At 52.2% G+C, this 16,226-nt stretch carries 13 protein-coding genes; 2 read left to right on the forward strand and 11 right to left on the reverse strand.

Features of this window, described 5'->3' with window-relative positions:
- Positions 1-2: 2 nt before the first annotated feature.
- From mraY to leuO, 11 genes are all read right to left on the reverse strand, one after another.
- Positions 3-1,085, reverse strand: a complete 1,083-nt coding sequence (gene mraY, locus HV229_RS21015) for a phospho-N-acetylmuramoyl-pentapeptide-transferase (protein ID WP_016151694.1) — start codon at positions 1,083-1,085, stop codon at positions 3-5.
- Positions 1,079-2,437 (reverse strand): UDP-N-acetylmuramoyl-tripeptide--D-alanyl-D-alanine ligase, encoded by a 1,359-nt coding sequence (murF, locus tag HV229_RS21020; RefSeq protein ID WP_181546300.1) that lies wholly within the window; start codon positions 2,435-2,437, stop codon positions 1,079-1,081. Before murF ends, mraY begins: the two co-directional genes overlap by 7 nt.
- A complete protein-coding gene (murE, locus tag HV229_RS21025; RefSeq protein WP_016151692.1) occupies positions 2,434-3,921 on the reverse strand; it encodes a UDP-N-acetylmuramoyl-L-alanyl-D-glutamate--2,6-diaminopimelate ligase in 1,488 nt (495 codons plus the stop codon). The genes murF and murE overlap by 4 nt, the downstream gene beginning before the upstream one ends.
- A complete protein-coding gene (gene ftsI, locus HV229_RS21030) occupies positions 3,908-5,674 on the reverse strand; it encodes a peptidoglycan glycosyltransferase FtsI (RefSeq protein WP_181546302.1) in 1,767 nt (588 codons plus the stop codon). The genes murE and ftsI overlap by 14 nt, the downstream gene beginning before the upstream one ends.
- Before the next feature lie 15 nt (positions 5,675-5,689).
- Positions 5,690-6,055, reverse strand: coding sequence for a cell division protein FtsL (gene ftsL, locus HV229_RS21035; protein ID WP_006686695.1), 366 nt, complete (start codon positions 6,053-6,055; stop codon positions 5,690-5,692).
- Positions 6,052-6,993, reverse strand: a complete 942-nt coding sequence (gene rsmH / locus HV229_RS21040) for a 16S rRNA (cytosine(1402)-N(4))-methyltransferase RsmH (protein WP_016155687.1) — start codon at positions 6,991-6,993, stop codon at positions 6,052-6,054. Before rsmH ends, ftsL begins: the two co-directional genes overlap by 4 nt.
- Position 6,994: 1 nt before the next feature.
- Positions 6,995-7,453 carry a division/cell wall cluster transcriptional repressor MraZ gene (mraZ, locus tag HV229_RS21045; RefSeq protein ID WP_005124560.1) on the reverse strand — a complete coding sequence of 153 codons (459 nt, stop codon included), beginning with the start codon at positions 7,451-7,453 and terminating at the stop codon, positions 6,995-6,997.
- A 613-nt stretch (positions 7,454-8,066) separates the two neighbouring features.
- Complete coding sequence (gene cra, locus HV229_RS21050) at positions 8,067-9,071, reverse strand: catabolite repressor/activator (RefSeq protein ID WP_016151689.1); 1,005 nt, start codon at positions 9,069-9,071, stop codon at positions 8,067-8,069.
- 175 nt (positions 9,072-9,246) lie between these two features.
- Positions 9,247-9,738, reverse strand: coding sequence for an acetolactate synthase small subunit (ilvN, locus tag HV229_RS21055; protein ID WP_181546304.1), 492 nt, complete (start codon positions 9,736-9,738; stop codon positions 9,247-9,249).
- A 2-nt stretch (positions 9,739-9,740) separates the two neighbouring features.
- Positions 9,741-11,465, reverse strand: a complete 1,725-nt coding sequence (ilvI, locus tag HV229_RS21060; RefSeq protein WP_181546307.1) for an acetolactate synthase 3 large subunit — start codon at positions 11,463-11,465, stop codon at positions 9,741-9,743.
- A 318-nt stretch (positions 11,466-11,783) separates the two neighbouring features.
- Positions 11,784-12,731 (reverse strand): transcriptional regulator LeuO, encoded by a 948-nt coding sequence (gene leuO, locus HV229_RS21065; protein ID WP_016151687.1) that lies wholly within the window; start codon positions 12,729-12,731, stop codon positions 11,784-11,786.
- Positions 12,732-13,562: 831 nt separating this feature from the next.
- Between leuO and leuA the strand changes: the two genes are divergently transcribed.
- Positions 13,563-15,134: a 2-isopropylmalate synthase gene (gene leuA / locus HV229_RS21075; protein WP_016151686.1), complete on the forward strand. Its 1,572-nt coding sequence runs from the start codon at positions 13,563-13,565 to the stop codon at positions 15,132-15,134.
- Positions 15,134-16,225, forward strand: a complete 1,092-nt coding sequence (gene leuB, locus HV229_RS21080) for a 3-isopropylmalate dehydrogenase (protein WP_181546309.1) — start codon at positions 15,134-15,136, stop codon at positions 16,223-16,225. Before leuA ends, leuB begins: the two co-directional genes overlap by 1 nt.
- Position 16,226 lies beyond the last annotated feature (1 nt).

Consider the following 16,226-nt stretch of genomic DNA (forward strand, 5'->3'; position numbering starts at 1 on the left):
GATTAACGTACCTTCAGCGTTGCCAGGCCAATCAGCACCAGCATCAGCGAAATAATCCAGAAGCGCACAATTACGCGCGGTTCCGGCCAGCCTTTCAGTTCATAGTGATGGTGGATCGGCGCCATACGGAAGATGCGCTGTCCGCGCAGCTTAAAGGAGCCAACCTGCAAAATGACCGACAGTGTTTCTACGACGAATACACCGCCCATGATCACCAGCAGGAACTCCTGACGCAGGAGCACGGCAATAATGCCCAGCGCGCCGCCCAGCGCCAGCGATCCGACGTCGCCCATAAAGACCTGCGCCGGATAGGTGTTAAACCACAAGAAGCCTAACCCCGCACCGACAATTGCCGTACAGACGATCACCAATTCGCCGGCATGACGTAAATAGGGAATATGCAGATAGTTGGCGAAGTTCATGTTACCGGTCGCCCACGCTACCAACGCAAAACCTGCGGCCACAAACACGGTCGGCATAATCGCCAGACCATCCAGACCATCGGTGAGGTTGACCGCGTTGCCAGTACCCACAATCACGAAGTACGCCAGCAGCACGTAGAACAGCCCCAACTGCGGCATCACGTCTTTAAAGAACGGCACCACCAGCTCAGTGGCCGGGGTATCTTTACCAGCCAAATACAGGGCAAAGGCCACGCCCAGCGCAATCACCGACATCCAGAAGTATTTCCAGCGCGCGATCAGGCCCTTGGTGTCTTTGCGTACCACTTTGCGGTAGTCATCGACAAAACCGATAATGCCGTAACCGACCAATACCACCAGCACGCACCATACGTACGGGTTCGACGGGTATGCCCACAGCAGTACGGAGATAACAATCGCGGTGAGGATCATAATCCCGCCCATAGTCGGCGTACCGCGTTTACTGAAGTGTGATTCCGGACCGTCGTTACGCACGACCTGTCCAAAGGACATTTTTTGCAAGCGGGCGATCATGCGCGGGCCCATCCACAAAGAGATGAACAGCGCGGTCAGCAGGCTGACGATGGCGCGAAACGTCAGATAGGAAAAGACGTTAAAGCCGGAATAATATTTGACCAAATGTTCGGCCAGCCAAACTAACATGTCCCATTCTCCTGTAATGCGCGTACTACCTCTTCCATGGCGGCACTACGTGAACCCTTCACTAAAATCGTCATAATCTGATGTTCTGCAATCAGCGCCTTAAGATGCGCGGTCAACGCGGTTTTATCCGCAAAATGCTCACCCACACCGCTGGCATGGCTAATTGCCTGACTCAGTTTCCCTGTACTCAGCACACGGTCGATACCTGCAGCCTTCGCAGCGTCACCCACCTGCACGTGGCATGCTTCGCTTTCCGCGCCAAGCTCTGCCATATCGCCAACGACCAGCACGCGGTAGCCCGGCATTTCGGACAGCACGTTTACCGCTGCGGTCATTGACCCGACATTTGCGTTATAGGAGTCATCCAGCAGTAGCTGATTATCTGCCAGTTGAATCGGGAACAGACGCCCCGGTACCGCTTGCAGCTCCTTCAGACCCGCTTTAATCGCTTCGTGCGTCGCGCCTACCGCCATAGAGAGCGCAGCCGCCGCCAGGGCGTTAGCAATGTTGTGACGACCCGGCAGCGGCAGCAGAACATCAATGCTTCCGGTTGGCGTTTGCAGAGAAAACTCTGTGCCGTATGAAGTCACATGAACATTGGCCGCCGAAAAGTCGCTGTTGGCCGCATTCGGGGAGAAGCGCCAGACTTTACGATCGCCGATAATGCTCTGCCAGTTCAGCCAGTCGTTATTGTCGGCATTCATAATGGCGATTCCGTTCGCTGGCAGGCCGGTAAAAATCTCACCTTTTGCCTTCGCAACGCCCGCCAGTGAACCAAAGCCTTCCAGATGCGCGGCCGCCAGGTTATTCACCAGCGCCGCTTCCGGACGCGTCAGGCCAACGGTCCAGGCGATTTCGCCCTGATGATTAGCGCCAAGCTCAATCACGGCATAGTCGTAATCGTTGTTTAAGCGCAACAGCGTCATCGGTACGCCGATGTCGTTATTCAGGTTGCCCGCGGTATATAAGGTGTTGCCACACTGACTCAGAATGGATGCGGTCATCTCTTTGACGGACGTTTTACCGGAAGAGCCGGTCAGCGCGACAACGCGCGCCGGAACCTGGGCGCGTACCCATGCCGCCAGTTCACCAAACGCCAGACGTGTATCTTTAACAATCAGCTGCGGCAGGTTGGTGTCCAACGGACGGCTGACCAGCAGCGCACCCGCCCCGCTCTCTTGCGCCTTGTCTGCGAAATCGTGGGCATCAAAGCGTTCGCCTTTCAGCGCGACAAACAGGCAGCCCGGCGTAACTTTACGCGTATCGGTTGTCACCGCATCAAGAGTCAGATCGGCTCCTTTCAGTTCGCCACGGAGGATCTCCGCCAGTTGGCTGAGCGTTACGCTAATCATGCGATTACTCCCAGCAGACGCGCTGCCGTGACGCGGTCAGAATAGTCGAGGCGCTGCGAGCCAACGATCTGGTAGTCTTCGTGACCTTTCCCGGCCACCAGCACCACATCGTTTTCTTTCGCCTGCATAATGGCGTTTGTCACAGCCTCTGCGCGACCTTCCATCACTTTCGCCTGTCCGGCATCCAGCATACCCGCCAGAATGTCGTTAATAATGGCGCGCGGCTCTTCGGTACGCGGGTTGTCATCGGTCACCACGACAACATCAGCAAACTGCTCGGCAATCGCGCCCATCAACGGACGTTTACCTTTGTCGCGATCGCCGCCGCAGCCAAAGACGCACCACAGTTTGCCAGTACAGTGCAGACGTGCCGCCTGCAGCGCTTTTTCCAGCGCATCTGGCGTATGGGCATAATCAACCACAACGGTGGTTTTACCCGGCGCGCTGAACACTTCCATGCGCCCACAAACTGGCTGTAATTGTGTCGCCGTTTTCAGTAAATCAGCTAACGGATATCCCAACGCCAGCAGCGTTGCCAGCGCCAACAGCAGATTGCTGACGTTAAACGCGCCCATCAGGCGACTTTCAATTTCGCCGTCACCCCATGAGGAGGTAAAACGAATCGTTGCCCCGCTGTCGTGATAATTCACGTCAATCGCCTTTAACCAACGACCGTGACAGTTCGGGTTGATGTGATCTTCCATCGATACGGCAACCGCATCCGGAAGTTTGGCCAACCAGCGACGACCGACTTCATCATCCGCATTAACGATGGCCTGGCCGCAATGGTGCGTGGAATACAGCAGCCATTTCGCGGCTTCGTAATGTTCCATGTCGCCGTGGTAATCAAGATGGTCGCGGCTTAAGTTGGTAAATACTGATGCGGCAAACTTCAGCGCCGCCACGCGATGCTGAACCAGACCGTGTGAAGACACTTCCATCGCGCCAACCGTTGCGCCTTGTGCAACCAGCCCTGCCAGCACATGCTGGACATCAACGGCTGAGCCGGTGGTATTTTCCGTCGGGATCACTTTGCCCAGCAGGCCATTGCCGACTGTTCCCATCACCGCGCTGGTTTCGCCAAGCAGTTGGCTCCACTGTGCCAGCAATTGGGTAGTGGTGGTTTTACCGTTGGTCCCGGTCACGCCGACCAGTCGCATTTTTTCAGAAGGCTCGTGGTAAAAGCGGCCCGCCAGTGCAGATAAACGTTCGTTAAGCTGACTGAGATAGATAACTGGAACGCCGTGCATTTCACGGATTTCACCGTCAGTAGCTTCATCTTTTGCTTCTGCAATAATGGCAGCCACACCTTGCGCTATCGCCTGCGGGATATACCGACGCCCGTCCGCCTGATGACCCAATACTGCGACAAAGAGATCGCCCGATGCAGCCATACGGCTGTCGAGCGTCATCTCCCGCAGTGCTCGCTCCGGTGCACCCGGCACCCATGGAGCAAGAAGGTCGCGCAAATTACGATCTGCCACCTGTTGCCTCGCCTTGATTATTCACAAATTCATTTTTATCGCCCGTTGTCAGCGCATCCGGTTCGATGTTCATGGTGCGCAGTACGCCGCCCATGATGGCACCAAAGACCGGCGCGGAAACGGCGCCACCGTAGTATTTACCCGCCTGCGGATCGTTGATAACAACAACCAGCGCGAAGCGCGGCTGACTCGCAGGCGCAACGCCTGCGGTATAAGCAATGTATTTGTTGATGTAGCGGCCATCCGGCCCTACTTTCTTCGCCGTACCGGTTTTAATGGCGATACGATAGCCTTTAATCGCCGCCTTCACGCCGCCGCCGCCGGGCAGCGCCACGCTTTCCATCATGTGCACTACGGTACGCACGGTTGATTCCGGGAAGATACGCTCGCCCGGAACAGGAGGGTCAACTTTGGTGATCGACAGTGGCCGATAAACGCCATAGCTGCCGATCGTTGCATAGACTCGCGCTAACTGTAACGGCGTTACCATTAGCCCATAGCCGAAAGAGAAGGTGGCCCTCTCTATGTCAGACCACCGTTGTTTTTGAGGATATAAGCCACTGCGTTCTCCGACCAACCCCAAATTGGTCGCTTTTCCCAGCCCAAAACGTGAGTAAGTGTCTACTAACGCTGAGGACGGCATCGCTAACGCCAGCTTGGAAACACCGACGTTACTCGACTTCTGCAAAACCCCGGTGAGGGTCAATTCGCTATAACGCGCCACGTCTTTGATTTCATGGCTATTAATTCGGTAAGGGATAGTGTTAAGTACGGTATTTTCGCGAACCACGCCACGCTGCAGCACCGTCATCACCACCATCGGTTTAACGGTGGAACCCGGTTCAAACACGTCGGTAATCGTACGGTTACGCATCGCATCCTTCGGCGTACCGGTGAGATTGTTCGGGTTGTAGGACGGGCTGTTGGCCATCGCCAGCACTTCACCGGTGTTCACATCCACCAGTACCGCACTGCCTGACTCCGCCTTGTTAAACGCCACGGCGTTATTCAGTTCGCGGTAGACCAGCGCCTGTAAACGCTCATCAATACTTAGCGCAAGGTTATGCGCCGCCTGGCTGTCGGTAGAGGAAATATCCTCAATGACGCGGCCATAACGGTCTTTACGTACAATACGTTCGCCCGGTTGCCCGGTGAGCCATTTGTCAAAGCTCTTCTCAACGCCTTCAATCCCCTGGCTGTCGACGTTAGTAAAACCGATAAGGTGAGCGGTCACTTCTCCGGAAGGATAGTAACGGCGGGATTCTTCGCGCAGGTGAATGCCTGGCAGCTTCAGTTTTTTGATGTAGTCAGCCATGTCAGGGTTTACCTGACGCGCCAGATAGATAAAGCGCCCTTTCGGGTTGGCGTTAATGCGGGAAGCCAGTTGATCGAGCGGGAGATTCAGCGCGGTCGACAGCGCTCTCCAGCGTTCACCAACGCTTACACCGCCTGCGTCATGCACCTCTTTGGGGTCGGCCCAAATCGCCTTAACCGGAACGCTCACCGCCAGCGGACGACCTGAACGGTCGGTAATCATCCCGCGCGATGTGGACACTTCCTGTACGCGCAGAGAGCGCATATCGCCCTGACGCACCAGCATGTCCGGCGCGATGATTTGCAGCCAGGCAACGCGCCCCAGCAGAAAACCCAGTGCCAGCAAAATACAGCCGCACAGTAACGCAAAACGCCAACTGATAAAGTTGGCTTGTTCTTCCTGGCGTTTTGGCTTGTGCGTTTTTGCCGCTGCTTTCATGCGTCGCGTTTATCCTTATTTTTGTACTACGATATTTTCTTGTGAGGGATCAACATGCTGCATTTGCAGCTTTTCCGTTGCGATCCGTTCAACACGGCTATGGTCGCCGAGCGCGTTCTCCTCAAGGATCAAGTTGCGCCATTCGATATCCAACGCATCTCGCTCCAGAACCAGCTGCTCACGCTGCGCGGTCAGTAACCGCGTATGGTGTGCTGTTGTCACGACGGTAACCGCCGTCAAAATAATGCAAATGAACAGACAGAGTGGCAGCTTCCCATACCGCAAAAGATCGTCACCGATCACGCCAGGCAAGGCATGGCGCTCGTTGCTTCCTATCGATCCTTTAACTTTGCTGAGGGCTTCTGTCACTCTGCTGATCATGCGTTCGTCCTCTCTGCAATACGCAGAACTGAACTACGGGCACGAGGATTTTCAGCTACCTCTTCTTCACCCGGCATCATCTTGCCTAGTGCTCTTAACTCACGGCCGCCCAGCTTTTTGATCTGCGCTTCGGTCATCGGTATTCCAGCCGGAACCTGAGGACCACGGCTTTGTTCGCGCATAAAGCGTTTCACAATGCGATCTTCAAGCGAATGGAAACTGATTACCGAAAGGCGACCACCTGGTGCCAGCACGCTGAGCGAGCTTTTTAGCGCCTGCTCTATCTCCTCCAGTTCACTGTTCACCCAAATGCGCACCGCCTGGAAGGTACGGGTCGCGGGATGTTTGAATTTGTCTTTCACCGGCATTGCCGCCGCAATCACTTCCGCCAGCTCTTTAGTGCGGGTCATCGGTTCGATGCGGTTGCGCTCTACGATGGCGCGAGCAATACGTTTGCCGAAGCGCTCTTCGCCAAAGGTTTTAATCACCCAGGCAATATCTGCTTCATCGGCGGTTTGCAGCCATTCGGCCGCTGACTGACCGCGTGTAGGGTCCATACGCATATCTAACGGACCGTCACGCATAAATGAGAATCCGCGCTCAGCATCATCAAGCTGTGGAGAAGAAACCCCAAGATCGAGAAGAATCCCGTCGATCTTACCGGTAAGTCCGCGCTCGGCGACATAATCAGCCAGCGCAGAAAAAGGACCATGGACGATGGAAAAACGGGGATCGGTAATCGTCTTTGCAACGGCAATCGCCTGCGGATCGCGATCGATGGCCAGTAAACGCCCCGCTTCGCCAAGTTGCGAGAGGATCAGACGTGAGTGACCACCGCGACCAAATGTCCCGTCAATGTAGATGCCGTCTGGACGAATATTCAGGCCGTTTACGGCTTCATCCAGCAACACCGTTGTATGTTTATAATTTTCCATCATTTTATAGAGACAAATCCTGCAATCGTTCCGACAGCGCGCCGGTAACAGACTGCTCAGCGTCGATATCTTCCTTGACCTGTTGATACCAGGTCGTTTCATCCCACAGCTCAAACTTATTGAACTGCCCAACCAGCATCACTTCTTTCGTTAGCCCTGCGTGTTGCCGCAGAATGGGCGCTATCAATAATCGGCCAGCGCTATCCATCTGACATTCGCTAGCATGACCCAACAACAGGCGCTGTACGCGACGCTCAACTGGATTCATGCTCGACAGACGCGATAACTTCTGCTCGATAATTTCCCATTCAGGCAGGGGGTACAGCAGCAGGCACGGGTGATGGATGTCAATGGTGCAAACCATTTGACCGGTAGCGCTCTCGAGCAGTTGATCCCGATAACGGGTAGGCACAGATAAGCGCCCTTTACTGTCGAGATTAACTAACGTTGCTCCCCGGAACATGCCAGCCTCACCCCCGATTACCACTTTATCCCACAAATTCCCACTTAAAGGAGTTTACGGAGCGGAGGAAAACCTTGTCAAGCAAGTCACGGCGCTTAGCGGAGCAAAAAACCCATTGTTTACGGCTAATATCAGCGTTGAACAAATTCCGTACAGCAAACGAAGCAAATTAACGTCATGAATATTTGTAAGAAAAAAATCCAACAACTCATGATTGTTTAAAACAACTGAATATCATCAAAAGAAAAATATAAAGTGTCAGTTTGCGACGCGAGCGGCATTTTAGGACAATATGCAGCGAGATAACAGTACCAGTTAATCAGTCTGTACGCCGCACAGGAGCGAGATAAGGGCGAGATTGTCGCAACACACCAGTAAAGTGTTTGTTAATTCGGCAAATCCCTACATGCTTGTAACAAAATAATACAACCGTAACGCATCGTTACGTCTCAATTACCCAAAAATGGATAGTTGCATTTTTAATTCGGCATAATAGAAGAATCAATTTCAGATAATTCTAAAGAATATTCTTAATTATAATGCGGTTATTTCCGAGAACGGGATAATTGATGATGTCAGAGGCTTATCCGCCGACATCATCAATTGAGGCAACTTAGTTACGGCTTAGAATACCGCGACGGTACAGATTACGCCGTATACGCGTTAAACCTGGTTTGGGTTTACGCGGCTCATCCAGGCTTGCCAACACAATCTCCAACACGCGTTCCGCGACATCTCGATGGCGCTGCGCCACCGCCAGAACCGGGCACTGCAGGAAGTCGAGCAGCTCGTGGTCGCCAAAAGTCGCAATCGCTAAATCAGACGGTAACTGCCCGTCGCGGCGCAGGGTCACATCCATCACCCCCTGCAACAGGGCAAACGACGTGGTAAACAGCGCCTGAGGCATTGGATGCGTTTCCAGCCATTTATCAAATAACTGCGCGGCCGCCTCCCGCTCATAGCTGTTGGCATAGAGAAAATGCACTTCACGCGGATCGTCCTTCCACGCGGTACGGAAACCCTGTTCGCGCAGGAAACTGACGGACAATTCAGGAAGCGCCCCCAGATAGAGCACGGTTTCAGCAGGGAATTTACGTAACTCCTCCGCCAGCATCTGCGCATCATCCTGGTCTGCGCCCACCACGCTGGTAAAATGTTCACGATCCAGCGCGCGATCCAGCGCCACAATCGGGAATGAACTGTTCGCCCAGCGCTGATAAAACGGATGTTCAGGCGGCAAGGAAGTCGAAACGATAATGGCATCAACCTGACGTTGTAAAAGATGCTCAATACAGCGCATTTCGTTATCAGGCTGATCTTCAGAGCAGGCAATCAGTAGTTGATACCCGCGCTGACGCGCCTGGCGCTCCAGATAGTTTGCGATCCGGGTATAGCTCGTGTTTTCGAGATCCGGGATCACCAGCCCGATAGAACGTGTGCGTCCAGCACGCAGCCCGGCCGCCACGGCATTCGGGTGGTAATTATGCTCACGCACCACCGCCATGACTTTTTCAACCGTTTTGTCGCTTACGCGGTATTGCTTTGCTTTGCCGTTAATAACGTAGCTTGCAGTCGTTCGCGAAACGCCGGCCAACCGAGCGATTTCATCCAGTTTCACAATTGCCCCTTGCGTAAAATGTACAAACCATAACCTTTGAGATGGCATGGGTTAAACTTCTTAACATCTAAGCGCAGAATAATGACTGCGGCAACCGCTTTTGTCTCTGGTTACTGCTGATTTCGCAAAAAAAAGCAACCAGTAGCCAATGCATCTCGCGTAGGTCAGGTAAGCGTTAGCGCATAATTTTATCGCCGCGGGAAAGCCCCACCACGCCGGAACGGGCAACTTCCACGATTTTGGCGACTTCCCGTAGCGTTGCCAGAAACGCATCCAGCTTATCGCTGCTGCCCGCCAGCTGTACGGTGTAGATCGACGGCGTAACATCGATGATTTGCCCACGGAATATCTCAGTGTTGCGTTTCACCTCTTCCCGGCCATAGCCGCTAGCCTGGATTTTCACCAGCATGATTTCTCGTTCAACGTGGGCGCCCTTCCCCAGTTCGCTGACGCGCAGAACATCCACCAGTTTGTGTAGCTGCTTTTCGATCTGCTCCAGGACTTTCTCATCCCCTACCGTTTGAATCGTCATCCGCGATAAGGTCGGGTCGTCAGTCGGCGCGACGGTCAGGCTTTCAATGTTGTATCCGCGCTGGGCGAAGAGGCCAATCACACGTGACAATGCACCCGACTCGTTTTCCAGCAATACTGATAATATCCGGCGCATAATCAGGTCCTCTCCGTTTTACTTAACCACATTTCGTCCATCCCGCCCCCACGAATCTGCATCGGGTAGACATGCTCACTGCCGTCGACGGTGACATCAACAAACACCAGGCGATGGTTACGCACATGTTCCAGCGCTTCGCCCAGCTTGCTCTCCAGTTCGCCTGGATGATTAATCTGGATACCGATATGCCCATAAGCTTCAGCAAGGCGCACAAAATCGGGTAGCGACTGCATATAAGACTGGGAGTGACGCCCGGAGTAAATCATGTCCTGCCACTGTTTGACCATGCCGAGATAGCGGTTGTTAAGGTTGAGCACCAGTACCGGTAGCTCATATTGCAGCGCCGTCGACAGTTCCTGGATGTTCATCTGAATGCTGCCATCCCCGGTAACGCACACCACTGTTTCATCCGGCAGCGCCATTTTCACCCCTAACGCCGCGGGTAAACCGAATCCCATGGTGCCGAGGCCGCCTGAGTTAATCCAGCGGCGTGGTTTATCGAACGGATAGTAAAGTGCGGCAAACATTTGATGCTGACCAACGTCAGAGGTCACGTATGCCTCCCCTTTCGTCAGACGCCAGATGGTTTCAATCACCGCCTGCGGTTTAATACTTTCACTTTGCGTGTCGTATTTCAGGCACTGACGAGCGCGCCAGTGTTCGATCTGTTGCCACCAGTCACGGTTATCATCCAGCGGCTGCTGCGATTTCTCCTGCGGCAGCAGTTCAAGCATCTGATCCAGCACCAGCCGAGCATCGCCCACAATCGGAATATCCGCAGTGACGGTTTTTGAAATTGAGGTCGGATCGATGTCGATATGCAGCACGGTCGCATTCGGGCAATATTTTGCCAGGTTATTGGTCGTTCGATCGTCAAAACGAACGCCGACGGCAAAGATCACATCAGAATGATGCATGGTCATATTCGCTTCGTAAGTACCATGCATGCCCAACATTCCCAGCGCCTGGCGATGCGTGGCCGGAAATGCGCCTAACCCCATCAGCGAGGAGACAACCGGCAGATTAAGTGCTTCGGCAATTTGCCCCAGTTGTTCGTGACAGGCGGCATTCACCGCGCCACCACCAACATAGACAACCGGTTTCTTCGCCGCGACCAGCGTCTGCAAAGCACGTTTTATCTGTCCTTTGTGCCCGGTCGTTGTCGGGTTATACGAACGCATACTCACCGACTCCGGCCAGCTATAAGGCAGTTTTTTCGCCGGATTCAGAATATCTTTCGGCAAATCCACCACCACCGGCCCCGGACGACCGCTTGCCGCCAGCCAGAAGGCTTTTTTCAGCACCTGCGGGATATCTTCCGTTTGTTTAACCAGAAAACTGTGTTTTACCACCGGGCGGGATATACCCACCATGTCGCACTCCTGGAAGGCATCGTAGCCAATCAGGGAGGTGGCGACCTGGCCGGAGAGGATCACCAACGGAATGGAATCCATATATGCCGTTGCAATCCCGGTGATCGCATTGGTTGCTCCTGGTCCGGAAGTGACCAAAACGACGCCCACTTCTCCTGTGGCACGCGCCAGGCCATCAGCCATATGTACCGCGGCTTGCTCATGACGGACTAACACATGATCAATACCGCCGACCGTATGCAATGCATCATAAATATCGAGGACGGCCCCCCCGGGATAACCGAATACCTGCTTCACACCCTGATCGATAAGCGATCGGACGACCATCTCGGCTCCAGACAACATCTCCATGGCTTGCCTCACTCTTATAATGAATTACGGTTTAACAACACATTAACCGCTGACGATGACGCATGGCAATTGACTCCGAAGGGGTGGCACTGGAGTAAATAAGAATAAAACGGAGGTAAGAATTGAATAAATGGAGAATTAAACCAGCATAAGCAATTGATATGATAAATAATCGCTTAAAAAGGGGGACTTACAGCAATTAGTCTATTTTTTTACACTTTCGGACATACGTAAAAAGTCGAGTTCAGCACAAAATTTTAGATATAAAGACAAAAGCAGAATAAACCAGATGTATTCCCCGATTTATTCTGCCAGCGGCTACTTCTTACAGACGGAGACCAACAGTTCTTCCATCCATTGATGTCCTTTATCGCGCCCCGCAGCCTCATGCCAGGAAAGATAACATGTGCGGCTATTCAATTTTAAAGGTAAAGGCAATATCTGCAGTTCTAAAGAATCGGCGAACTCTTCCGCCAACCAACGCGGCGCAATAGAGACCAGGTGCGTTTGCGACACAATATTAAGCACGCTGATTAATGCCATTCCCTGATAAGCCACGCAGGATTGTTTATCCGGTGTGTCATACCACGGCTGGCTGAATGAGGCGAAGCGATCAAGCGAAACCACGGCATGCTGTTCATGATAGAGATTGCTTTCCAGCAATGGGCCACTAATGCGCGGATGTTTTTTGCTTGCCACTAACACCATTTCGTCATTGAATAACGGAACACTGGTAAATTCCGGACGACGGAATTCTTCATAGCTAATAACAAACTCAGTTTCCTGATAACGTAATTGGTGCTCGGTATTTAGATTTAGTGAAGATTTAAAAACGACATTAATGTTCGGCGCGACTTGTTCAACTCGATTATAAATCAACGAAGTAAGAATATTATCCAATGGACTGCATACGCAAAGATTGAATACACGCTCGCTGCTGGTAGGTTCAAAGCCAGAACCAGGCAGTTCATTCTGCACTAATTGCAATGCCTGACGAACGGAGCCAAACAGCTGGAAGGCTCTTGCTGTCGGCTGGATTCCACGGCCATAACGAACAAAAAGCTCATCGTTAAACATGACTTTCAGGCGTGCGACCGCATTACTGACAGCGGGTTGCGACATCCCCAGCGTATGTGCAGCACGCGTAATATTTTGTTCCTGCATCACCGCATCAAAAACAGTTAATAAATTAAGATCAACCATGCGAAGCTGTGGCTTCCCCATCTCTATGAGATTAGATTTATCTATTATTTTTACTTCTGGCATATTTAACTCCACTGTCACTCTAAACTCCCTTTTCCCAGACGGAGTGCAGAAATAATCTCCGTTAATATGATTTACCATGCATATAAAATAAGAAAAAGGAAAAACATTAAAATTAGGAAAACATAAAGGCACAAATCTAAATGTACAAAAGAACACCACAAGCGTAGTGCGGCAGATGTCACTGCGCGATGATTCATATGTTTAAATTTCGAAAACAATATAACCATAAGCGTGGCGAATACACAATCATACGCACAGTGAATATGTATTTAAGTTTTAATTAAACATTTCTATTATTAACACATTAAAAGTTAACATTAATTTATCAATTATTGGGTAACACATTGGTTTCATCCATTCAGAATGACTATAAAAGCTGATAAATCATAAAGATATGAAATCCCAAATGAGGCGTTATCTTTAGTTCTTCGTTACCATAAATGCAAATAAATATGCTTAAATATGTCAAACCGTGAAAAATATGTTCAACGATCAGATGATTAATTTTATATACCCTGAGAAATTCAGCACAATTCGCTTAAGTTTATCAGAAACTTTCCCCCTTAACGGGAGCATTTGCAGGGAATGGGGTTGACATCAGTCTTCATATCCAGTACCACTAAAAGCATATCGCATTCGCCTGGAGCTTGATTGATGACTTACATTGCTCGTTTTATCGGTCTACTACTACTAAACGCATTCTCATTGCGCGGTAGACTGGTGGACGACATTCAGCATTAAGTCAGCTCCAGTTAAGACAAAAAACCCGCGCCGTTGCGCGGGTTTTTTTATGCTCGAAGCAAGGCGCCCTAAAGACCAAGGACCTAAACCATGAGCCAGCAAGTCATTATTTTCGATACCACCTTACGTGACGGTGAACAGGCGTTACAGGCGAGCCTGAGTGTGAAAGAAAAACTGCAGATTGCGCTGGCCCTCGAGCGTATGGGCGTTGACGTGATGGAGGTCGGTTTTCCGGTCTCTTCACCGGGTGACTTTGAGTCCGTACAAACCATCGCTCGTCAGGTGAAGAACAGCCGCGTTTGCGCCTTAGCCCGCTGCGTAGAAAAAGATATCGACGTTGCCGCAGAATCTCTGAAGGTCGCTGAGGCTTTCCGCATTCATACGTTCATCGCCACCTCGCCGATGCATATCGCGACGAAATTGCGTAGCACGTTGGATGAAGTGATCGAGCGAGCAGTCTACATGGTGAAGCGTGCGCGTAATTATACGGATGACGTGGAGTTCTCATGCGAGGATGCTGGCCGTACCCCTATTGCCGATCTGGCCCGCGTGGTCGAAGCCGCGATTAATGCGGGTGCCAAAACCATCAATATCCCCGATACCGTGGGCTACACTATGCCTTTCGAATTCGGAGCAATCATTTCTGGTCTGTATGAACGCGTACCGAATATCGATAAAGCCATCATCTCCGTGCACACCCATGATGATTTAGGTCTGGGCGTTGGCAACGCGTTGGCGGCCGTCCACGCCGGTGCTCGCCAGGTGGAAGGCGCGATGAACGGTATCGGCGAACGCGCCGGTAACTGCTCACTGGAAGAAGTGATCATGGCGATCAAAGTGCGCAAAGATATCCTGAACGTACAGACCCGCATTAATCACCAGGAAATCTGGCGTACCAGTCAGTTAGTCAGCCAAATCTGCAACATGCCCATTCCGGCCAACAAAGCCATTGTCGGTAGCGGCGCCTTTGCCCACTCCTCTGGCATCCATCAGGACGGCGTACTGAAAAATCGTGAAAACTACGAAATCATGACGCCTGAATCCATCGGTCTGAACCAGGTGCAGTTGAACCTGACTTCCCGTTCCGGACGCGCCGCGGTGAAACACCGTATGGACGAGATGGGATATAAAGAGAACGAATACAACCTAGACAACCTGTACGACGCATTCCTGAAGCTGGCGGATAAAAAAGGTCAGGTATTTGATTACGACCTGGAAGCGCTGGCCTTTATTAATAAACAGCAGGAAGAGCCGGAGCATTTCCGTCTGGATTACTTCAGCGTGCAGTCCGGCTCAAATGACATCGCCACCGCCTCCGTCAAGCTGGCCTGCGGTGAAGAAGTCAAAGCCGAAGCGGCGAACGGTAACGGTCCGGTCGATGCCATTTATCAGGCCATCAACCGTGTGACCGAGTACAACATCGAACTGGTGAAATACAGCCTGACCGCCAAAGGGCACGGTAAAGATGCGCTGGGCCAGGTGGATATCGTTGCTAACTATAACGGTCGCCGCTTCCACGGCGTCGGTCTGGCAACAGATATCGTCGAATCGTCCGCGAAAGCGATGGTTCATGTGCTGAACAACATTTGGCGCGCCGAAGAAGTCGAAAAAGAATTGCAACGCAAAGCTCAGAACAACGAGAACAACAAGGAAACCGTGTGATGTCGAAGAATTATCATATTGCTGTTTTGCCGGGCGACGGTATTGGCCCGGAAGTGATGGCGCAAGCCCTGAAAGTACTGGACGCAATCCGCAACCGTTTTAACATGCGCATTACCACCAGCCACTACGACGTGGGGGGGGCCGCTATCGATAACCATGGTCAGCCGCTGCCGCCAGCGACGATTGAAGGCTGTGAGCAAGCTGACGCCATTCTGTTTGGCTCCGTTGGCGGCCCGAAATGGGAAAATCTGCCACCCAATCAGCAGCCTGAACGCGGCGCGCTGCTGCCGTTGCGTAAACACTTCAAATTATTCAGCAACCTGCGCCCGGCTAAGCTGTACCAGGGTCTGGAAGCATTTTGCCCTCTGCGCGCAGATATTGCCGCGAACGGTTTCGACATCCTGTGCGTGCGCGAACTGACCGGCGGTATCTACTTCGGTCAGCCAAAAGGCCGCGAAGGCAGCGGACAACATGAAAAAGCCTTTGATACCGAGGTTTATCACCGTTTCGAGATCGAGCGTATCGCACGTATCGCGTTTGAATCTGCTCGCCAGCGTCGCCGCAAAGTCACGTCGATTGATAAAGCCAACGTACTGCAAACGTCTATTCTGTGGCGCCAAATCGTCAATGAAATTGCTAATGAATATCCGGACGTTGAACTGGCGCATATGTACATCGACAACGCGACGATGCAGTTGATCAAAGATCCATCCCAGTTCGACGTGCTGCTGTGCTCCAACTTGTTTGGCGACATTCTGTCTGACGAATGCGCCATGATCACCGGATCAATGGGGATGTTACCGTCCGCCAGCCTGAATGAGCAGGGCTTTGGTCTGTACGAGCCCGCTGGCGGATCCGCTCCGGATATCGCCGGGAAAAACATTGCTAACCCTATCGCCCAAATCCTTTCGCTGGCGCTGCTGCTGCGCTACAGCCTGGACGCCAATGATGCGGCAACCGCAATTGAGAGCGCCATCAACCGCGCATTAGAAGAAGGCATTCGCACCGGTGACTTAGCCCGTGGCGCTGCCGCAGTCGGTACCGATGAAATGGGTGACATTATTGCCCGTTACGTCGCAGAAGGGGTGTAAT

It is taken from the genome of Citrobacter sp. RHBSTW-00524, from assembly GCF_013747755.1.
Classification (GTDB): Bacteria; Pseudomonadota; Gammaproteobacteria; order Enterobacterales; family Enterobacteriaceae; genus Citrobacter; species Citrobacter braakii.